Source organism: Oceanicella sp. (assembly GCF_056449545.1).
Map to the genome: position 1 here is coordinate 1 of NZ_JBWOMN010000142.1, position 18,698 is coordinate 18,698.

At 70.5% G+C, this 18,698-nt stretch carries 21 protein-coding genes; 16 read left to right on the forward strand and 5 right to left on the reverse strand.

Going from position 1 to position 18,698, the window contains the following annotated elements; genetic code table 11:
* Positions 1-153: 153 nt before the first annotated feature.
* From argB to AC1HC7_RS18060, 6 genes are all read left to right on the forward strand, one after another.
* Entirely contained in the window at positions 154-1,059 is a 906-nt protein-coding gene (gene argB / locus AC1HC7_RS18035) for an acetylglutamate kinase (protein WP_479498377.1), read from the forward strand.
* A gap of 184 nt (positions 1,060-1,243) precedes the next feature.
* Complete coding sequence (locus AC1HC7_RS18040) at positions 1,244-1,573, forward strand: hypothetical protein (RefSeq protein ID WP_479498378.1); 330 nt, start codon at positions 1,244-1,246, stop codon at positions 1,571-1,573.
* A 3-nt stretch (positions 1,574-1,576) separates the two neighbouring features.
* Entirely contained in the window at positions 1,577-2,260 is a 684-nt protein-coding gene (locus AC1HC7_RS18045) for a helix-turn-helix transcriptional regulator (RefSeq protein WP_479498379.1), read from the forward strand.
* A gap of 135 nt (positions 2,261-2,395) precedes the next feature.
* Entirely contained in the window at positions 2,396-3,184 is a 789-nt protein-coding gene (locus AC1HC7_RS18050; protein WP_479498380.1) for a sterol desaturase family protein, read from the forward strand.
* Complete coding sequence (locus AC1HC7_RS18055) at positions 3,181-3,876, forward strand: ferredoxin (RefSeq protein ID WP_479499284.1); 696 nt, start codon at positions 3,181-3,183, stop codon at positions 3,874-3,876. Before AC1HC7_RS18050 ends, AC1HC7_RS18055 begins: the two co-directional genes overlap by 4 nt.
* 3 nt (positions 3,877-3,879) lie before the next feature.
* On the forward strand, positions 3,880-4,386 hold the full coding sequence (locus tag AC1HC7_RS18060) for a SixA phosphatase family protein (protein WP_479499285.1): 507 nt from the start codon (positions 3,880-3,882) through the stop codon (positions 4,384-4,386).
* Between the two features lie 17 nt (positions 4,387-4,403).
* Here the strand turns inward: AC1HC7_RS18060 and arfB are convergent, their stop codons facing one another.
* From arfB to AC1HC7_RS18085, 5 genes are all read right to left on the reverse strand, one after another.
* On the reverse strand, positions 4,404-4,826 hold the full coding sequence (gene arfB / locus AC1HC7_RS18065) for an alternative ribosome rescue aminoacyl-tRNA hydrolase ArfB (RefSeq protein ID WP_479498383.1): 423 nt from the start codon (positions 4,824-4,826) through the stop codon (positions 4,404-4,406).
* Positions 4,827-5,154: 328 nt separating this feature from the next.
* On the reverse strand, positions 5,155-5,766 hold the full coding sequence (locus AC1HC7_RS18070) for a VUT family protein (RefSeq protein WP_479498384.1): 612 nt from the start codon (positions 5,764-5,766) through the stop codon (positions 5,155-5,157).
* A gap of 133 nt (positions 5,767-5,899) precedes the next feature.
* Positions 5,900-6,166 carry a DUF2312 domain-containing protein gene (locus AC1HC7_RS18075; protein ID WP_479498385.1) on the reverse strand — a complete coding sequence of 89 codons (267 nt, stop codon included), beginning with the start codon at positions 6,164-6,166 and terminating at the stop codon, positions 5,900-5,902.
* Between the two features lie 133 nt (positions 6,167-6,299).
* Positions 6,300-6,596, reverse strand: coding sequence for a DUF1244 domain-containing protein (locus AC1HC7_RS18080; RefSeq protein WP_479498386.1), 297 nt, complete (start codon positions 6,594-6,596; stop codon positions 6,300-6,302).
* Between the two features lie 45 nt (positions 6,597-6,641).
* Positions 6,642-7,430: an N-formylglutamate amidohydrolase gene (locus AC1HC7_RS18085; protein ID WP_479498387.1), complete on the reverse strand. Its 789-nt coding sequence runs from the start codon at positions 7,428-7,430 to the stop codon at positions 6,642-6,644.
* A 332-nt stretch (positions 7,431-7,762) separates the two neighbouring features.
* Between AC1HC7_RS18085 and pyk the strand changes: the two genes are divergently transcribed.
* The 10 genes from pyk to AC1HC7_RS18135 all read left to right on the forward strand — a co-directional run bounded on the left by pyk (position 7,763) and on the right by AC1HC7_RS18135 (position 18,422).
* Entirely contained in the window at positions 7,763-9,208 is a 1,446-nt protein-coding gene (gene pyk, locus AC1HC7_RS18090; RefSeq protein WP_479498388.1) for a pyruvate kinase, read from the forward strand.
* 132 nt (positions 9,209-9,340) lie between these two features.
* Complete coding sequence (gene rpmI, locus AC1HC7_RS18095; RefSeq protein WP_479498389.1) at positions 9,341-9,541, forward strand: 50S ribosomal protein L35; 201 nt, start codon at positions 9,341-9,343, stop codon at positions 9,539-9,541.
* Between the two features lie 13 nt (positions 9,542-9,554).
* On the forward strand, positions 9,555-9,917 hold the full coding sequence (gene rplT, locus AC1HC7_RS18100; RefSeq protein WP_479498390.1) for a 50S ribosomal protein L20: 363 nt from the start codon (positions 9,555-9,557) through the stop codon (positions 9,915-9,917).
* Between the two features lie 99 nt (positions 9,918-10,016).
* Positions 10,017-11,156: an NUDIX domain-containing protein gene (locus AC1HC7_RS18105; protein WP_479498391.1), complete on the forward strand. Its 1,140-nt coding sequence runs from the start codon at positions 10,017-10,019 to the stop codon at positions 11,154-11,156.
* A 75-nt stretch (positions 11,157-11,231) separates the two neighbouring features.
* Positions 11,232-12,266: a cysteine synthase A gene (locus tag AC1HC7_RS18110; protein ID WP_479498392.1), complete on the forward strand. Its 1,035-nt coding sequence runs from the start codon at positions 11,232-11,234 to the stop codon at positions 12,264-12,266.
* A 171-nt stretch (positions 12,267-12,437) separates the two neighbouring features.
* Positions 12,438-15,017 carry a DUF3772 domain-containing protein gene (locus AC1HC7_RS18115; protein WP_479499286.1) on the forward strand — a complete coding sequence of 860 codons (2,580 nt, stop codon included), beginning with the start codon at positions 12,438-12,440 and terminating at the stop codon, positions 15,015-15,017.
* A gap of 94 nt (positions 15,018-15,111) precedes the next feature.
* A complete protein-coding gene (locus tag AC1HC7_RS18120; RefSeq protein WP_479498394.1) occupies positions 15,112-15,873 on the forward strand; it encodes an alanyl-tRNA editing protein in 762 nt (253 codons plus the stop codon).
* Positions 15,874-15,973: 100 nt separating this feature from the next.
* Positions 15,974-16,840 (forward strand): 3-mercaptopyruvate sulfurtransferase, encoded by an 867-nt coding sequence (sseA, locus tag AC1HC7_RS18125; protein ID WP_479498395.1) that lies wholly within the window; start codon positions 15,974-15,976, stop codon positions 16,838-16,840.
* Positions 16,837-17,394: a GNAT family N-acetyltransferase gene (locus AC1HC7_RS18130; RefSeq protein WP_479498396.1), complete on the forward strand. Its 558-nt coding sequence runs from the start codon at positions 16,837-16,839 to the stop codon at positions 17,392-17,394. The genes sseA and AC1HC7_RS18130 overlap by 4 nt, the downstream gene beginning before the upstream one ends.
* Positions 17,394-18,422, forward strand: coding sequence for a trans-3-hydroxy-L-proline dehydratase (locus AC1HC7_RS18135; protein WP_479498397.1), 1,029 nt, complete (start codon positions 17,394-17,396; stop codon positions 18,420-18,422). Before AC1HC7_RS18130 ends, AC1HC7_RS18135 begins: the two co-directional genes overlap by 1 nt.
* Positions 18,423-18,698 lie beyond the last annotated feature (276 nt).

The following is an 18,698-nucleotide window of genomic DNA, read 5'->3' on the forward strand; positions in this document are numbered from 1 at the left end:
CGCGGCTGGCCGGGCGCAAGCCGCGCGGCGGGGCTTTGCGCCACGCGGCGCCGGCGCCCGCCCGCCGGTTCGCCGCCCTCGCGCGTCGCTGCGCTGGTCTCCGGGCGGTCGCCGCGCTAAGAAACCCCCGCGCATTGCCCGAGGGAGTCCCAGATGGAGAAATCCGCCGCCATGAAACGCGACTGGATCGCCACCGCCCGCACGCTCAGCGAGGCCCTGCCGCTTCTGCAACGCTATGACGGCGCCCGGGTGGTGGTGAAATTCGGCGGCCACGCCATGGGCGACGCCAAGGCGCTGGAGCATTTCGCGCGGGACATCGTGTTGATGAAGCAATGCAACGTGCATCCGCTGGTGGTGCATGGCGGCGGTCCGCAGATCGCCCAGATGCTGAAACGCCTGTCCATCGAAAGCGAATTCATCAACGGGTTGCGGGTGACCGACGCCGCCACGGTCGAGGTGGTGGAGATGGTGCTGTCGGGGCGCATCAACAAGGCGATCGTCACCGCGATCAACGCCCAGGGGGGCAGGGCGGTGGGGCTCAGCGGCAAGGACGCCAACCTGATGATCTGCGAAAAGGCGCTGAACACCCGCCGCGATCCCGACAGCAACATCGAACGGATCCTGGATCTGGGTTTCGTGGGCAAGCCGGTGCAGGTGGACGCGGCGGTGCTGCGCACCTTCATCGACAGCGATTTCATCCCGGTGATCGCGCCGGTGGGCGTGGGCCGGGGCGGCGAGACCTACAACGTCAACGGCGACACCGCCGCCGGGGCCATCGCCGGGGCGATGAAGGCCGAACGCCTGCTGCTGCTCACCGACGTTTCGGGCGTCAAGGACAGCGCCGGCGACGTGCTCACGCAAGTGACCCCCGAAGACGTGCGCCGGCTCACGGAATCGGGGGTCATCGCCGGGGGCATGATCCCCAAGACCGCCACCGCGCTCGAAGCCATCGCCGCCGGGGTGGAGGCGGTGGTGATTCTCGACGGCCGCGCGCCCCATGCCTGCCTGCTGGAGCTGTTCACCGAACACGGCGCCGGCACGCTGATCAAGGCGGGCTGACACCGGCTTGAACCGGCTTGAACCGGGTTTGATCGGGTGCGAACCGGGCCAGGCCGGGCGCGCCGCCGGCCCCGGTCCCAAAAAAACATCCATGACAGGAACCCTGCTGACATGATGGTGTCAGCAGGGGGGCGCCATGACTGTCCCTGCGCCGATCGGGCGCTTGCTGACAGGACCGAAAACCATGACCGCTCTTTCCCAGACTCTCGAATTCGTCACCTTCTCGCTGATCGAAGGCGCCTCCGAGGACGCCTTCGCCGCCGCCGCCGCCGAGATCGGCGACTGGGCGAAAACCCAGCCCGGCTTCCAGTATCGCGCCCTTGTCCGCCGCGAGGACGGCGTGTGGATGGACATGGTGTTCTGGGCCGATCCGGACGCGGCCAGGACCGCCAGCGCGAAATTCATGGCGGCCATGGGCGCATGCGCGGCGATGCGGATGATCGACCCGGCCAGCGTGGCCATGGCGCATCTGCCGGTGCGCTCCAACGCCGCCCCCGCCGCCATGGCGGCGTAGCCCATGCGCAAGGCCGCCCGCCTGTTCCAGCTGGTGTCGCTGCTGCGCGGGCGGCGGCTGGCGATCACCGCCGCGGCGCTGGCCGAGGCGCTGGAGGTGTCGACGCGCACCGTCTATCGCGACATTCGCGCGCTGGAACAGGCGGGCGTGCCGGTGGACGGCGAGGCGGGGGTGGGCTATCGGCTCGCCCCCGGCTTCGAATTGCCCCCGGTGATGTTCGAGCGCGACGAGGTGCTGGCGCTGCTGGTGGGCGGCGCCATGGTGCGCGCCTTCACCGATCCCGGCCTCGGCGGCGCCGCGCGCCGCGCCGAGGCCAAGATCCGCGCCATTCTGGACGAACCCGCCAAGGCCATGGCCGACGCCCAGCCCTATCGCATCCCGGTGATGCGGGGCGACGACCCGCTGCGCGACCGCCACCAGCGCATCCGCGAGGCCTGCGAGGCGCGTCTGAAGCTGCGCCTCGACTATCTGGACGCCGAGGGCCGCGCGTCGGCGCGGGTGGTCTGGCCGCTGGGGCTGATCGGCTGGACCGGCAAATGGACGCTGCTGGCCTGGTGCGAACTGCGCGCCGACTACCGCAATTTCCGCTTCGACCGCATCGCCGCGCTGCGCCTGACCGGGGACGGCTTCGCCCCGACGCCGGATCGCAGCCTTGAAGGCTATCTGGCCGGGCTGGACCATGTCTGATCCTTCGCCCGGGTCCAGGCGCCGCCTGGCGCGCGCGGCTGATGGGCGGGGCGCGGCGTCAAGCGGGGCAAGGCGCCGCATGCACGATGCCGCGAGCCGCATTGACCCGGGGGCGGCTTCCCGCAATTCTGACCCATGCAAAACGAACCGATCATCCGCATAGCCGTTTTTCTGGGCGTGTTCGCGCTTATGGCGATCTGGGAGGCCACCCGCCCGGGCCGCGCCCGCGCGTTGGGCCGCTGGCCGCGCTGGGGCACCAACTGGGGGCTGGTGATCCTCGACAGCGCCGTGGTGCGGCTGCTGTTCCCGGCCGCCGCCGTAGGCGCCGCGCTGGATGCGCAGGCCAATGGCTGGGGGCTGTTCAACGCGCTGGACTGGCCCGCCTGGCTGGAGGTCCCGCTGGTGATGCTGGCGCTGGATTTCGCCATCTGGCTCCAGCATCTGCTGAGCCACAAGATCCCGATCCTGTGGCGCCTGCACCGGGTGCATCACGCCGATCGCGACGTGGACGTCACCACCGCGATCCGATTTCACCCCATCGAGATCGCGCTGTCCATGCTGCTGAAGATCGGGCTGGTCTACGCGCTGGGGGCGCCGGCGCTGGCGGTGATCCTGTTCGAGATCGTGCTGAACGGGGTCGCCCTGTTCAACCACGCCAACATCCGCCTGCCCGCGGCGATCGAAGGCCCGCTGCGCTGGCTGGTGGTGACCCCGGACATGCACCGCATCCACCATTCCGTGATCGTGGCCGAGACCGACAGCAATTACGGCTTCAACCTGCCCTGGTGGGACCGGTTGTTCCGCACCTACACCGCCGACCCGCGCGACGGGCAGACCGGCATGACCCTGGGGCTGGCCGAGCACCAGACCGAGGCCCCGGCGCGGCTGGTCTGGAGCCTGGCCTTTCCGTTTCGGCGCAAGTGAGCGCGGGCGCGCCCCCGGCCGAAAGGGATTTCGCGGCGATCGCCGCGGCGGCGCGGGATTTCGGTCTGGCGGCCTCGGGGTTCGATCTTGCCGGGGGCGCGGCGGCGCCGGGGCTGGCCCCGGGGATTCGCGCGCTGGTCCTGCTCGCCGCCGACGGGGGGCGCATGTGGGCGGCGTTCACGGGGGCGCCCGAACATGGCGACGGCGCGCCGGACCCGCTGGACCGCTGGTCGGCGCGGGTTGTGGGCGATCTGGCGGCGCGCTTCGGGGCGGCGGCGGTTCTGCCTTCGGACGGGCCGCCCCATCCGCCCTTCCTGCAATGGGCGAGGCGGGCCGAGCCGGTCTGGCCCTCGCCGCTGGGCATGATGGTGCATGGCCAACGCGGGTTGTGGAGTTCGTGGCGCGGGGCGCTGGCGCTGGCGGCGCCGATCGCCGCGCCCGCGCGCCCCGATGTTTCGCGCCCCTGCGACGCCTGCGCCGCGCCTTGCCGCGCCGCCTGCCCGGTGGCGGCGTTCTCGGATCATGGTTACGACACCGCCGCATGCGCCGCGCATCTGCGCCGCCCCGAGGGCGCGGATTGCCTGGCGCGCGGCTGCCGGGCCCGGCGCGCCTGCCCGGTGGGGCGCGATGTCGCCCCGCAACCGGCGCAGGCGGCGTTCCACATGGCGGCTTTTCTGCGCGCGAGGCCCTGAGGCATGAAAACCCTGATCCTGATGCGTCACGCGAAATCGGCCTGGGGCGACCCGAGCCTGGCCGATCACGCCCGCCCGCTGAACGCGCGCGGGCGCGCCGCGGCGCCGCTGATGGGCCGCTGGCTGCGCGATCGGAGGCTGGTCCCGGATCTGGCGATCGTCTCGGACGCCGTGCGCACCCGGGACACCTGGGCGCGCATGGGGCTGGACGGCGCGCCGATGCGGGCCAGCGGCGCGCTGTATCACGCGCGCGCCGAGGCGCTGCTGGCGGTTCTGCGCGGCGCGCCGGACGCCGCGCGGGCGCTGCTGCTGCTTGGCCATCAGCCGGGGATGGGGGATGTTCTGGCGATGCTGGCCCGAGAACGCGCGCCGGCGGATTGCCGCCGGGCGTTCCGGAAATTCCCCACCGCCGCCATCGCCGTGCTGGAATTCGACGCCCCCGACTGGTCTGCCGTCGCCCCGGGCGGCGGGCGTTTCTCCCGCTTTGTCACGCCGGGGGATCTGGCCTGAACGCCAATGACAGGGCATCAATCCTCGCCGGGCGGCTTGCCGCGCAGCGATTTGATCGCGCCGCGCCTTGTCTTGGCGTCCATGCGCCGGCGCCTGGCGCCCTTTGACGGCTTGGTGGGCACGCGCCGCTTGGGGCGCACCGCCGCCGCGGCGATCAGCGCGATCAGCCGGTTCAGCGCGTCCTCGCGATTGCGCAGCTGGGAGCGGTGGGATTCGGCGCGCAGCACCACCGCGCCGTCCTTGGTCCAGCGCCGCCCGGCCAGGCGTTTCAGCCGCGCCTTCACGTCGGGGGGCAGGTTGGGCGAGCGTTCGGCCTCGAAGCGCAGCTCGACGGCGGTCTCCACCTTGTTGACGTTCTGCCCGCCGGGGCCGGAGGAGCGCGCGAAGCTTTCGCTGAGCTCCCATTCGGCGATGGCGATCTGATCGGTGACGCGGATCATGGCATGCGCCCTGCGGTTTTTCGGTCTGTCGGGCTGCGGGGGCCGGTTCGATGCGGCCGGTCGGACAAAGGGGGCCGCGTCGATGCGCGGCCCCCTGCAGAAATTCGTGAGCGTCGGAGCGTCGGGCGGGCGGCCGCTGGGGCCGCGCCTGAGCCTCCGTGGAAAAGGGGGCTGCCCCTACCGCGGATCCTCGCGCGCAGACCCGACCGACACCTCCAAGGTCTCACTCGACATTGGACCACCTCCTCTCCGTTGTTGAACGCCAGCTGAAAAGATGCGGCGCCATCGGCGGCGCGTCCAGTGTTTTTCGCGATCGGCGGCGGGCGGGTCAGGCGGCGCGGGCGCCCCGGATCAGGCCCAGCGCCAGGCGGAACGGGACCAGCGCGATCAGCGCCAGCGCCATCTTGACCGCGAAATCCGCGGTTGCGAGCGACGCCCAAAGCGGCGCCGCGGGACCCAAGCCAAGCATCGGGACCGCCTCGTTGGCCCAGGACACGTCGTCGCCGGCGTCGATCCAGGACAGGCCCGCGGCAAAGGCGATCGAAAAGAACAGCCCGGTGTCGAGCGCCGAGCCGAAGAACGACGACACCAGCGGCGCGCGCCACCAGCTGCCGGCGCGCAGCCGGTCGAACAGGCTGACATCGAGCATCTGCGCCGACAGGAAGGCGACCCCCGAGGCCAGCGCGATGCGCAGCGTCGTGGCTTCGAACCCGGCGGCGACGAAGGAACAGCCGATGCCGATGACAAAACCCGCGAACACCACCTTGCGCGCCTGCGCCGCGCCGAGCGCGCGGTTGGTCAGGTCGGTGACCAGAAAGGCGAAGGGATAGGTGAAGGCGCCCCAGGTGAGCCAGTCGCCCAGCAGGCGCTGCACCAGGATGTTGGAGGCGACGACGACCAGCGCCATCGCCGCCACGCCAAGGATCATGCCGCGCTGCATCGCGTCGCTCCTGTCAGTCCGTGGGCGCAAGCGCGCCGGTTAGCCTGTTTTGGCCCCTTGCGCAAGTTTTGCGCCGGGGGCCGCCATGCGCTGCGCGCAGGCGGGCCGGGCGGCCGCGCGCGCAAAGCAAGACTCAGCCGGGGAGCATGCCCAATGCCGACAGATAGAGGTCGAGCATGGCTTCTTCCTCGGAGCGCTCGTCGGCGGATTTCTTGCGCAGGGTCACCACCTTGCGCAGGGTCTTGGAGTCAAAGCCGTTGCCCTTGGCCTCGGCGTAGACTTCCTTGATCTGCTCGGCGACCTCGCGCTTTTCCTCCTCCAGCCGTTCGATGCGCTCGATGATCGAGCGCAGCTGATCCGCGGCCACGGTGTTTTGCGAGAAGTTGTCGTCGTCGGTCATTTTCTTGTCCGCTTGAATCAGGGCAGGGAATTGGGGCGTGGATTCGGGGTCGGCGGACATTAGGGGCGGAACGCGCCCGACAAAACCCCCGAAATCCCCCCGGCGCAGCCGAAATCCCCCCCGGCGCAGCCGATCAGCGCCCGGGATGGCTGACGGCGAAGGCGGCTTTCTGTTCGTCGCTGGCCTCGGTCTGGTATTTGTCGCGCCACTCGGCATAGGGCATGCCGTAGACGATCTCGCGGGCCTCGTCCTTGCCCATCTCGACGCCCCTGTCGTTGGCGGCCTCCTGATACCAGCGGCTCAGGCAGTTGCGGCAGAACCCCGAGAGGTTCATCAGGTCGATGTTCTGCACGTCGGCGCGGTCGCGCAGATGGGCGACGAGGCGACGAAAGGCGGCGGCTTCGAGTTCGGTGCGGGTCTGGTTGTCCATGTTGCGGTCTCCTGCAAGAAGCGGTCGGTCCGGCGGCCGACAAGTCTAGGCGGCGCCGCCCAGCGCGTCCATCGCGCCCGGCGCCGGCAGGGCGGCGAGCGCGTCGCGCAGGATCGGGGCCAGGCGTTCGGCCCAGATCGCCTCGCCGGCCGGGTCGGCGATCAGGTCGTTGCGGATCTCGATCAGCGCGTGGGGCAGGCCGCGCGCGGTGCCGTGGGTCCACATGGTGTCCCCGGCGAGCTGGCCGGAATAGGGTTCGTTGTCGCCCACGCACAGGTCGGGCTCGGCGCGCAGGCGGTCGATCAGCGGGCGGGCGAGACGCCCGTCGCGATCCCACAGCACCCCGGCGTGCCAGGGCCGGGGCGGGCGGTTCCGGAACTGGCGGGTGAAGGAATGGATCGAGATCAGCGCCGGGACCGCGCCCGCCGCCTCGGCGCGGTTGATCGCCGCGCGCACGGCCCCGTGATAGGGGCGGTGCCAGGCCCCAAGCCGGCGCGCCACCTCGACGGCGTCCACATGGCGGTTGCCCGGCACGATGGAGCCGTCATTGAGCTTCATCACCAGCGTCGGGTCGTCCTCGCCCCGGTTCGGGTCGATCACCAGCCGCGAGAACGTGGACAGCACCGCCGGCGCGTCCAGCAGCGCCGACAGGCCCAGCGTCAGCCCGCGCGCGCCCACGTCAAACGCGATGTGACGGGCCATGTCCGCGGGCGGCAAGCCCAGATCGCCGCCGTTCACCTCGCCGGGCACCCGGTTGGAGGCGTGGTCGCAGAGCAGCAGGATCGCGGCGTCGCCGGTGGGGTTGACCAGTTCGAAAGCGGGCGTGGCGGGCATGGGGGCTCCGGTTGCGGGGGATCGCGACAGACCATAGGCAAGCGCGCCGCCGACGCAACCCCCGCCGCCCGCCCGCCCCCCCGCCCGCCGACTCAGCCCCCGCCGCCGCCGCCCCTTTGCCGCGGGGGGGCGGGCTCGCGTCGCGGCGCCCATGCGCCGGCCGGGCCGCATCCGCCCGCGCGCCGCAACTTTTCAACGGGGCGCCGGCGCAGTTCGCAGCTTTGTGACCCGTAAAATCCAAGACTTCGGCTTTCGCAGCCGATATACCTCGCCACTCACCCGCATCCCGATCCGGGTCGATCGGCCCGGCGACGAAAAACGACAGGACACCCATGCGCCGCCGCAGAAACGTCAAGATCGTGGCCACGCTCGGCCCGGTCTCCGCCAATCGCGAAACCATCCGGGGGCTGTTTCTGGCCGGCGCCGACGTGTTCCGGCTCAACATGAGCCACGGGACCCATGACGAGATCGCCGAAAAGCACCGGTTGATCCGCGAGATCGAACACGAGATGGACCGCCCGATCTGCATCCTCGCCGACCTTCAGGGGCCGAAATTGCGCTGCGGCGAATTCGCCGACGGGCCGGTGGACCTGGTCGACGGGCAGGATTTCCGCTTCGACCTCGACCCGGCGCCCGGCGACGCGACCCGCGTGCGCCTGCCGCATCCCGAGATCTTCGCCGCCCTGAAAACCGGCGCGCATCTGCTGGTCAATGACGGGGCGATCAAGCTGCGGGTGAAATCCTGCGACGAGACCGGCGCGGACATGGTGGTGACGCAGGGCGGGACCATATCCGACCGCAAGGGCGTGAACGTGCCCGACGTGCTGCTGCCGCTCGCCGCGCTCACCGAAAAGGACCGGCGCGACCTGGAATTCGTCTGCAAGCTGGGCGTCGACTGGCTGGCCATGAGCTTCGTGCAGCGCCCCGAGGACGTGATCGAGGGCAAGGCGCTGGCCAAGCGCCGCGCCGCCGTCATCGCCAAGATCGAAAAGCCCGCCGCCGTCGAGGCCATCGACGCCATCCTGGCCGAGGCCGACGGCATCATGGTGGCGCGCGGCGATCTCGGCGTGGAGATGCCGATCACCCAGGTGCCGCCGATCCAGAAACGCCTGATCCTCACCTGCCGCGCCGCCGGCAAGCCGGTGATCGTCGCCACCCAGATGCTGGAAAGCATGATCCACGCGCCGGTGCCCACCCGCGCCGAGGTCAGCGACGTCGCCACCGCCATCTACGAAGGCGCCGACGCGGTGATGCTGTCCGCCGAATCCGCCGCCGGGGAATTCCCGCTCGAAGCCGTCGCCACCATGAACGCCATCGCCGAGGAAATCGAACGCGACCCCTATCACCGCCAGGCCATGGAGGAGGGGCGCTCCAAGGCCCGCACCCGGGTCTCGGACGCCATCACCGTCGCGGCGCGCGAGGTGGCCGAAACCACCGACGTGAAGGCGATCTGCTGCTTCACCCATTCGGGCACCACGGCGTTGCTGGCGGCGCGCGAACGCCCGCGCGTGCCGATCATCGCGCTGACCCCCTTCTACGCCACGGCGCGGCGGCTGGAACTGGTCTGGGGGCTGCATTGCGTGCACACCCACGAGGTCGAGCGCTTCAAGCTGGCGGTGGTGAGCGCGGCGCGCGCCGCGCGGGCCTCGGGTTTCGCCTCGGATGACGACCGCATCATCGTCATCGCCGGCATCCCCTTCAACACCCCCGGCTCCACGAATATCCTGCGCGTCGCCCCGGTGCGTGAAAAGCTGATTTACGAGGGCGAGACCGAATGACCCCGCCCCGCCGGATCGCCGCTTGCCTCGCCCCCCCAACCCCGCTATAGACCGCGCTTGCGCACGGGGCGGCCGGCTCGGACGGGCTGCCGAGCCGCCTCCAGAACCACGCTGACGAATACGGAGAGCGAAATGCCCAAGATGAAGACCAAGTCAGGCGCCAAGAAGCGCTTCAAGGTCACCGCCAACGGCAAGATCAAATGCGGTCAGGCCGGCAAACGCCATGGCATGATCAAACGGACCCGGAAATTCATCCGCAACGCCCGCGGCACCACGGTGCTGAGCGACGCGGACACGAAGACCGTGAAATCCTTCCTGCCCTACGCGCGCTGATCGGGAGCCCGACATGTCACGAGTGAAACGCGGCGTCACCCAGCACGCCCGCCATCTGAAGATCCGCAAGGCCGCCAAGGGATACGCCGGGCGGCGCAAGAACGTCATCCGCGTCGCCAAGCAGGCGGTGGACAAGGCGCTCCAGTACCAGACCCGCGATCGCAAGACCCGCAAGCGCAACTTCCGCGCGCTGTGGATCCAGCGCATCAACGCCGGGGTCCGCGCCCATGACGCCGAGATGACCTATTCCAGCTTCATCAACGGCCTGACCAGATCCGGCGTCGAGGTGGACCGCAAGGTGCTCTCCGACCTCGCCATCCACGAACCCGGCGCCTTCGCCGCGGTGGTGGACAAGGCCAAGGCCGCGCTGGCCTGACGCGCCGCCCCATCGGCGAACGCCAATTCCGATCGGGCCCCCGGCAACGCCAGCCGGGGGCCTTTTTCCTGCCCGGCGCCTTCGCGAGGATCACCGCCCATGACCTGCCAAACGCTGTTCTTCTACGGCAGCCTGCGCGACGCGGCGCTGCTGCAAGCGGTCACCGGGCGCGCCGGCGCCGATCTGCGCCCGGTCCCGGCGCGGCTGGCGGATCACGAAGCGCGCGTCATCCTCGGCGAATCCTTTCCCGGCGTGGTCGCGGCGCCGGGCGCGACCCTCGACGGCGTCGTGCTCGAAGATCTCTGCGAGGCCGAATTCGCCCGCGTCGCCTTCTTCGAGGATGACGCGGAATTCGACCTGCGCGACGTGCAGGTGCGGGTTGCGGGGCGGGCGGCGGCGCTCGATGCGAAATGCTTCTTTCCCAAACCGCCGCACAGGCTCGGCGCGGTCTGGGATTTCGACGCCTGGCGGCGCGATGAACAACCTTTCGCGCTGGAATGCGCGCGCGAGATCATGGCCCATCACGCGGCGGGCGGCGACTGGAGCGACCTCAGCCTCTGGCCCGGGATCAAGGCCCGCGCCCGCGCCCGGGTCCAGGCCGCCGCCGAACCGCCGCGCAAGGGCGTCAGCGGCTTTGGCCGCGACGACGTGCGGGTCGTCGGCGTCGCCCGCCCCTACGCGTCGTTCTTCGCGGTCGAGGAGCTGACGCTGCGCCATCGCCGTTTCGGCGGCGGCTGGTCGCCGGAGATCAGACGCGCGGTCTGGGTCTCGGGCGACGCGGTGACGGTGCTGCCCTACGATCCGCGCCGCGACGAGGTGCTGCTGATCACCCAGTGGCGCGCCGGGCCGCAGGCGCGCGGCGACAGCGACCCCTGGCCGCTGGAGGTGATCGCCGGGCGGCTCGACATGGACGCAACCACCGCCGACACCGCGCGGCGCGAGGCGCTGGAGGAGGCCGGGCTGACACTCGGCCGCATGGAAAAGGCGGCGGGGTTCTACGCCTCGCCCGGCACGGTGGCCGAATTCATCACCGCCTATGTGGCCGAGGCGGACCTGTCCGGCGCAGGCGGCGTGCACGGGCTGGAACAGGAATCCGAAGACATCCGATCGCTGGCGATGACGTTTGACGCGGCGATGGAGACGGTCGAGAATCACGAGGCCAACACCTCGCCGACCCTGATCAGCCTGCTGTGGCTGGCGCGCCATCGCGACAGGCTGCGCGCGTCCTGGGGCGGCTGAGCGCCGCGCGGCTTGCGATCCGCCGCCGGGGGCTCTATCTGAGACTCTCGGATGTCAAATGCGGAGAACCACAGCATGAACGTGTATAAAGATCTGCCCGACGCGGTCGGCCACACGCCGCTGATCCGGCTGCGCAAGGCGTCCGAAACCACCGGCTGCGAGATTCTCGGCAAGGCGGAATTCCTCAACCCCGGCCAGTCGGTGAAGGACCGCGCGGCGCTGTGGATCATCCGCGACGCCGTGGCGCGGGGCGACTTGCGCCCCGGCGGGGTGATCGTCGAGGGCACCGCGGGCAACACCGGCATCGGGCTGGCGCTGGTCGGGGCCTCGCTGGGCTTTCGCACCGTCATCGTCATCCCCGACACCCAGAGCCAGGAAAAGAAGGACATGATCCGCCTCGCCGGGGCGGAGCTGATCGAGGTGCCGGCAAGGCCCTATCGCGACCCCAACAACTACGTGCGCTATTCCGGGCGGCTGGCCGCGGCGCTGGCGGCATCCGAACCCAACGGCGCGATCTGGGCCAACCAGTTCGACAACACCGCCAACCGGCAGGCCCATGTCGATGGCACCGCGCCGGAGATCTGGGACCAGACCGACGGCCGCATCGACGGCTTCATCTGCGCCGTGGGGTCGGGCGGCACCCTGGCCGGGGTCGCCGAGGGCCTGCGCGCCCGCAACGGCGACATCAAGATCGGGCTGGCGGATCCGGGCGGCTCGGCGCTGTATCACTACTACGCCCATGGCGCGCTGAAATCCGAGGGCGGGTCGATCACCGAGGGCATCGGGCAGGGGCGCATCACCGCCAATCTCGAAGGGCTGGAAGTGGACATGCCGTATTCGATCCCGGATTCCGAGGCCCTGCCGGCGATCTTCGATCTGCTGCGCGACGAAGGCCTGTGCCTGGGCGGATCCTCCGGGATCAACATCGCCGGGGCGGTGCGCATGGCGCGGGACATGGGCCCGGGCAAGACCATCGTCACGGTGCTGGCCGATTACGGCAGCCGCTACCAGTCGAAACTGTTCAACCCGGCGTTCCTGCGCGAGAAGGCCCTGCCGACGCCCGATTGGCTGGAGGCGCCGCGCCGCGACATCCCCGACGTGTTCGCCTGACCGCGCCGCCCCCCCCCGGGCGGGCGGCGACCCTATCGACCCCGAGCGGCGTTTTCGCGTAGAAGGGGCGGCGCGGGGTCCTGGCGACTCGCAGCCTCACGGGACCGGTTGCGCCGGATCGCGCGGGGCGGGCGCCGCGCGTGACAATCGCTCCGAGGACCGGGACGCCATATGACGCAATATCGACGCCTCGCGACGCCGCGGGCAAGGATGGGCCTGATCCTGATCATGGGCCTGATCCTGGGCCTGTTGCCGGCCCTGCTTGGCGGCGCGGGCGCGGGCGCGGCGATCGCGGCGCCGCCCGACCGGGCGGATGCGGCGATGGCGGCGCAATTCGAAAAATGGGACAAGGACGACGCGCGCGCCAAGTCGGTGATCGAGGCCGGGCGCGCCTCCACCCCGGCGCTGGAAATCCTGCGCCAGACGCTGGTGGCGCAACGCGCCGCGACGCGCGCGCTCGCCGACCAGACCCGCGCGGCGCTGACCCCGCTCGACAGCCAGAAGCAGGCGCTGGGCCCGGCGCCCGAGGAAGGCTTCTACGATTCCGAGGACATCGCCGCCAAGCGCATGGAGCTGGAGCGCGAAATCTCGACGCTCAACGCGCAGATGCAGAACGCGGAGCTGCTTTACGCCCGGGCCGACAATCACATCAAGAACATCGACGCGCTGATCCGCCAGCGCTTCGCCGAACAGCTGACCTCGCGCGGGCCGAGCCCGCTGGACCCCCGCGCCTGGCGCGCGGCGGCGGAAGATCTGCTGAATCTCGGGATCGGGCTGTATGCCGAGATCAGCCAGGTGCTGGTTGATCCGGCGCAAAGCGCCGCGCGGCGCAACCGCCTGCCGCTGGTGCTGGGCGCGGTTGCGCTGGGCGCCTTCATGGTGTTCTGGATCCGCGCCCGGGTGTTCGCCATTCTGGTGGCGGCGCTGGAGGGCGGCGGCCGCGGGCGGCGGGTGTGGATCGCGTCGCTGGCGCTGGCGTTCCGGGCGGCGATCCTGATCGCGGCGGGCGGGCTGGTCGTCGTGGCGCTGCGCCAGAGCGGTTTTCTCGGCGTCTCGGGCAACGTGATCGTCGATGCGCTGGAACTGGCGCTGGCGCCGCTGATCGCCGCGCATGTCATCGCCCGGTCCTATTTTTCGCCGCTGGAGCCGCGCCTGCGGCTGTCGGGGCTCGACGACGGGCAGGCGCGGCGGGCGACGTGGCTGTCGCTGCTGCTCGGCTTCAAGCTGTTCGCCGGGATCCTGCTGCTGAAGGGCGGGCAGAGCCTGCTGCTGGGGCCCGAGGCGCTGGCGGTGCTGAATCTGCCGCTGACGCTGCTCGGCGGCGGCGCCATGTATGCGCTGGCGCGCTATGTGGACCCCGCGCCCGCCGATCAGGGCGACCCGGATCAGGCGGCGGGGATCGAGTCCGAAGACGATGACAGCGAAACCGGCGTCGCCCAGCGCCTGCAGCGTGTCGCCGCCTTCGCCATGCGCGCCAGCGGCGTGATCAGCGTGCTGCTGTCGGCGGCGGGGTATTTCGCGGCCTCGCGCTATGCGCTGGCCCCGCCGATCATGACCGTGGGGCTGGTCGGCGGCGCCGTCGTCATCTATCGGCTGGTCAGCGACGGCGTCGACGCGGCGCTGGGCGCCCCCGAAAGCGCGCAGAAGCTGCGGCTGCTGCCGATCTTCGCCGGCTTTGTCATCGGCGCCGCCCTGCTGCCGATGATCGCGCTGGCCTGGGGCGCGCGCCTCGCCGATCTGGAAGAAGCCTGGGCGGTGATCGTCGAGGGCGTGCAGGTCGGCGACGTGCGCCTGTCGCCGCTGGACCTGCTGAGCTTCATCCTGGTGTTCGGCATCGGCTACACCCTGACGCGGCTGGCGCAGGCGCTGCTGCGCAGTTCGGTGCTGCCCAGCACCCGGCTGGATCAGGGCGGGCGCAGCGCCGTGGTGGCGGGGATCGGCTATGTGGGCTTCACGCTGGCGGCGCTGGCGGCGGTCAGCGCCACCGGGCTTGACCTGTCCAACATCACCATCGTCGCCGGCGCGCTGTCGCTGGGCATCGGTTTCGGACTGCAGGCCATCGTCAACAATTTCGTCTCCGGGGTGATCCTGCTGATCGAACGCCCGGTGAAGGTGGGCGACTGGATCGAGGTCAACGGCCAGCACGGCACCGTGCGCCGCATCGCCGTGCGCGCCACCGAGATCCAGACCTTCGACCGCTCGACGCTGATCGTGCCCAATTCCGAACTTATCTCGGGATCGGTGCTGAACATGACCCATGGCGGCACCATCGGCCGGGTGATCGTGCCCATCGGCGTCGCCTATGGCAGCGACGTGCGCGAGGTGGAGCGCATCCTGCAGGACATCGCCGACAGCCACCCAAGGGTGCTGCGCTACCCGGCGCCCTATGTGGTGTTCCAGGGGTTTGGCGACAGCGCGCTGAATTTCGAGATCCGCGCCTATCTGCGCGACGTGAACTACGTGCTGATCGTGCGCAGCCAGATGAATTTTGAAATTGAACGCCGCCTGCGCGAGGCGGAAATCGAGATCCCTTTCCCGCAGCGCGATCTCAACCTGCGCAATCTGGACGCGCTGCGCGACGTGCTGGCGCAGGCCGCCGGCGCCCCGCCCCAACCCGCGCCCCAACCCGCGACTCCATCGGCGAAGCCGCCCGCGCCTGCGCCCGCCGCATCGCCCGAGGCGCAGGCCGCCCGGGGCGATCCGCCGGCCGCGTCCGCGGGCGAGTCGGGCGAGGGGGACGCCCCGCGATGACCGCGACGCGCCATTCGGGCCGCGTCCCCGCGACCGCGGGCCCGCGCCTGCCTGCCCGAACATCGCGCCAACCTGCAAGACCGGGAGACAGACCATGACCCACGCCGCCCAACCGCCGGCCTGCGCGCCGCTGCATCGCGACGACGCCTATCTGTTCGAGGCCGGGGCGACGGTGGTCGCGCTGACCGATCAGGGCGGCGTGGCGCTCGACCGCTCGATCTTCTACCCCACCGGCGGCGGGCAGCCGGGGGATGGCGGGGCGCTGCGCTTCGCCGGGCCCGACGGCGGCGATGTCGAAATCGAGATCGTCACCACGGTGAAGGGCGGCGACCCCGAGGGCAACGTGCTGGTCCCGGCCGAGGGCGCGCCCCTGCCGCCGGTGGGCGCCAGGGTCACGCAGATCCTCGATTCCGAAAAACGCCTGCGCCACATGCGCATCCACACCGCGCTGCACCTGCTGTCGGTGGCGATCCCGCTGCCGGTGACCGGCGGGCAGATCTCGGCGCTCAAGGGGCGGCTCGATTTCGACATGCCCGAGGCGCTGGAGGACAAGGCCGGCGTCGAGGCGGCGCTGAACGCGCTGATCGCCGGCGACCACCCGGTCACCCAGGAATGGATCACCGACGCCGAACTCGACGCCAATCCGGGGCTGGTCAAGACCATGGCCGTGCAGCCGCCCCGCGGCCTCGGCCGGGTGCGCCTGGTGCGCATCGGACAGGGCGACGACACGGTGGACCTGCAGCCCTGCGGCGGCACCCATGTGCGGCGCACCGGCGAGATCGGCCCGGTGCGCCTTGGCAAGATCGAGAAAAAGGGCAGGCGCAACCGCCGCGTCAACCTGTTCCTCGACGACTGACCCGCGCCGATCGCAAGCGCAAGACGGGGGGCGCTTGATTCCCGACCCCCGCTTGGCTAAGGCTCAGGCTTCCCGTTCCGTTCCCTGCCGGAGGCATCCCGTGGCGCAAGGCGATTCCCGAACCAGCGATCCCCAGCAGATCGTGTCCACCGAATGGCTGGCGGCGCATCTGTCGGCGCCCGACGTCAAGGTGCTCGACGCGTCCTGGCACATGCCCGACAGCGGCCGCGACGCCAAGGCGGAATTCGCCGCCGCGCATATCCCCGGCGCGCGGTTCTTTGACATCGACGACATCGCGGATTCGCGTTCGGACCTGGCGCATATGGCGCCGCCGCCGGAAAAATTCGTCTCCCGCGTGCGCAAGCTCGGCATCGGCGACGGGCACCGGGTGGTGGTCTACGATCAGAGCGGCATGTTTTCCGCCCCGCGCGCGTGGTGGATGTTTCGCCTGTTCGGGCATCAGGACGTGGCGGTGCTCGATGGCGGACTGCCGAAATGGACCGCCGAGGGCCGGCCCGTCGAGGACATGGTCTCCGCCCCGCGCGACCGGCATTTCACCGCCAGGCGCAACGCCGCGCTGGTGCGCGACGTCACCCAGGTGGCCGCGGCGATCAAGCTGGGCGGCGAACAGGTGCTCGACGCCCGCGCCCCGGCGCGGTTTCGCGGCGACGAACCCGAACCCCGCCCCGGCCTGCGCGCCGGTCATATCCCCGGCTCGCTGAACCTGCATTACCCGGAGGTGCTGAACGACGACGCCACCATGAAGGATCCCGCCGCCCTGCGCGCGGTGTTCGCGGCCGCCGGCGTCGACCTGTCGAGGCCGGTCATCACCACCTGCGGCTCCGGCGTCACCGCGGCGATCCTGGCGCTGGCGCTCGATCGCGCCGGGGCGCGGCGCTGCGCGGTCTATGACGGGTCCTGGTCGGAATGGGGCAAATACCCGGATCTGAAGGTCGAGACCGGATGATCGCCAGGGCCGGCGAGCGCGTCGCCTACACCGTCACCCATCTGGAGATGCGCGCCCCGCCCCGGGGTCCGTTCCCGCCGCTGCCGATGAACGCGCCGGTGTCGCTGATGCGCGCGGTGAAGCCGCCGCGGCGCTATTTCCTCTATCTCTACGACATGGTGGGCGAGACTTACGAATGGGTCGACCGCCATGACGACGACCCGGAGCTGCTGCGCGATTTCCTGCATGACGACGATGTCAGCCTGTTCACCATGATGGTCGATGGCTGGCCCGGCGGGTTCTTCATGCTCGACTGGCGCGAAGCGGGGCTGTGCGATCTGCGCTATTTCGGGCTGGGGGCGGAGCTGCACGGGCGGGGATTGGGCAAATGGCTGCTGGGCGAGGCGCTGCGCGCCGGCTGGGCGCGCGAGGGCGTCGCGGCCATGCGCCTCAACACCTGTTCGCTGGACCACCCGCGCGCGCTGCCGCTGTATCAGCGCATGGGTTTCGTCCCGGTGCGGCGCGAAGAACACAGCCGCGAACTGACCCGCGATCTGCGCCGCCCGCCCGGCTGATGCGAAGCGGGCGCGTCATCCATGTGGTGTCCTGCCATGCGGAGGGCGAGGTCGGCGACGTGATCGTGGGCGGCGTCGCGCCGCCCCCGGGCGCCACGATCGAGGCGCAGCGCGCCTGGATCGCCGCCGACGGCGCCTTGCGCGATTTTCTGCTCAACGAACCGCGCGGCGGGGTGTTCCGGCACGTCAACCTGCTGGTCCCGCCCAAGCATCCGCGCGCCGACGCCGGTTTCATCGTCATGGAGCCCGAGGACACGCCGCCGATGTCGGGATCGAATGCGATCTGCGTCGCCACGGTGCTGCTTGACAGCGGCATTCTGGACCTGCGCGAACCGGTGACGCGGCTGGTGCTGGAGGCCCCCGGCGGGCTGGTCGAGGTCGAGGCGCAGTGCCGCGACGGCAAGGCGACCCGCATCGCCATCCGCAACCTGGCGAGCTTCGCGCACCGGCTCGACGCGCCGCTGGACATCGAGGGGCTGGGGACGCTGGCCGTGGACACCGCCTTTGGCGGCGACAGTTTCGTCATCGTCGATGCGGCGGCGCTGGGTTTCGCGCTGACCCCGGACGAGGCGCGCGACCTGGCGGCGCTTGGCGCGCGCATCACCGACGCGGCCAACGCCCAGATCGGCTTTTCGCATCCGACGCTGGATTGGGACCACCTGTCCTTCTGCCAGTTCGCCGGGCCGCTGCGCGCGGAGGCCGACGGGCTGAGCGGGGTCAACGCGGTGGCGATCAAGCCCGGCAAGATCGACCGCTCGCCCACCGGCACCGGCTGCGCGGCGCGCATGGCGACGCTGTGGGCGCGGGGCCGGATGCGGGTCGGGGACCGCTACCGGGCGCGATCGATTCTCGGCGGCGAGTTCCGCTGCCGCATCGAGGCGGAAACCGATCTCGGCGGCGCCCGGGCCATCGTGCCGTCGATTTCCGGGCGGGCCTGGATCACCGGAACCCATCAGCACATGCTGGACCCGGGCGACCCGTTTCCGCGCGGCTACCGTCTGTCGGACACCTGGCCCGCGCGGGGGTGAGGCGCTGATTTCACACTGTTTTCAGGGCAATTTTCATGCTGCTTTCACGCTGGCATTCGCGACTCATAGATTAACAAATTATTAATTCAACACCACCACCTATAGTGCGCCGCTGCCCGTCAACCACAAAATGTGTCGAATTCGCGAATAAATCTGTTGCGGCGGCGGCCCGAATCCCCAATCTTGGGGGTGCGAGAGGGAAACTAGCTACATATGGTGGGCAACGCTGCATATGGCTGAGGCGGCAGCGTTTCTGAAATCAGCGCCCGATCCCGG

Bases quoted from the DNA above. Each gene is read 5' to 3' on its own strand.
- pyk (WP_479498388.1), top strand. From the start codon at position 7,763: ATGCGCCGCCGCAGAAACGTCAAGATCGTGGCCACGCTCGGCCCGGTC.
- AC1HC7_RS18075 (WP_479498385.1), bottom strand. From the start codon at position 6,166: ATGACCGACGACGACAACTTCTCGCAAAACACCGTGGCCGCGGATCAG.
- AC1HC7_RS18105 (WP_479498391.1), top strand. From the start codon at position 10,017: ATGACCTGCCAAACGCTGTTCTTCTACGGCAGCCTGCGCGACGCGGCG.
- AC1HC7_RS18110 (WP_479498392.1), top strand. From the start codon at position 11,232: ATGAACGTGTATAAAGATCTGCCCGACGCGGTCGGCCACACGCCGCTG.
- arfB (WP_479498383.1), bottom strand. From the start codon at position 4,826: ATGATCCGCGTCACCGATCAGATCGCCATCGCCGAATGGGAGCTCAGC.
- AC1HC7_RS18115 (WP_479499286.1), top strand. From the start codon at position 12,438: ATGACGCAATATCGACGCCTCGCGACGCCGCGGGCAAGGATGGGCCTG.
- argB (WP_479498377.1), top strand. From the start codon at position 154: ATGGAGAAATCCGCCGCCATGAAACGCGACTGGATCGCCACCGCCCGC.
- AC1HC7_RS18120 (WP_479498394.1), top strand. From the start codon at position 15,112: ATGACCCACGCCGCCCAACCGCCGGCCTGCGCGCCGCTGCATCGCGAC.
- AC1HC7_RS18135 (WP_479498397.1), top strand. From the start codon at position 17,394: ATGCGAAGCGGGCGCGTCATCCATGTGGTGTCCTGCCATGCGGAGGGC.
- AC1HC7_RS18070 (WP_479498384.1), bottom strand. From the start codon at position 5,766: ATGCAGCGCGGCATGATCCTTGGCGTGGCGGCGATGGCGCTGGTCGTC.
- rpmI (WP_479498389.1), top strand. From the start codon at position 9,341: ATGCCCAAGATGAAGACCAAGTCAGGCGCCAAGAAGCGCTTCAAGGTC.
- AC1HC7_RS18060 (WP_479499285.1), top strand. From the start codon at position 3,880: ATGAAAACCCTGATCCTGATGCGTCACGCGAAATCGGCCTGGGGCGAC.
- AC1HC7_RS18085 (WP_479498387.1), bottom strand. From the start codon at position 7,430: ATGCCCGCCACGCCCGCTTTCGAACTGGTCAACCCCACCGGCGACGCC.
- rplT (WP_479498390.1), top strand. From the start codon at position 9,555: ATGTCACGAGTGAAACGCGGCGTCACCCAGCACGCCCGCCATCTGAAG.
- AC1HC7_RS18050 (WP_479498380.1), top strand. From the start codon at position 2,396: ATGCAAAACGAACCGATCATCCGCATAGCCGTTTTTCTGGGCGTGTTC.
- AC1HC7_RS18080 (WP_479498386.1), bottom strand. From the start codon at position 6,596: ATGGACAACCAGACCCGCACCGAACTCGAAGCCGCCGCCTTTCGTCGC.
- AC1HC7_RS18130 (WP_479498396.1), top strand. From the start codon at position 16,837: ATGATCGCCAGGGCCGGCGAGCGCGTCGCCTACACCGTCACCCATCTG.
- AC1HC7_RS18040 (WP_479498378.1), top strand. From the start codon at position 1,244: ATGACCGCTCTTTCCCAGACTCTCGAATTCGTCACCTTCTCGCTGATC.
- AC1HC7_RS18045 (WP_479498379.1), top strand. From the start codon at position 1,577: ATGCGCAAGGCCGCCCGCCTGTTCCAGCTGGTGTCGCTGCTGCGCGGG.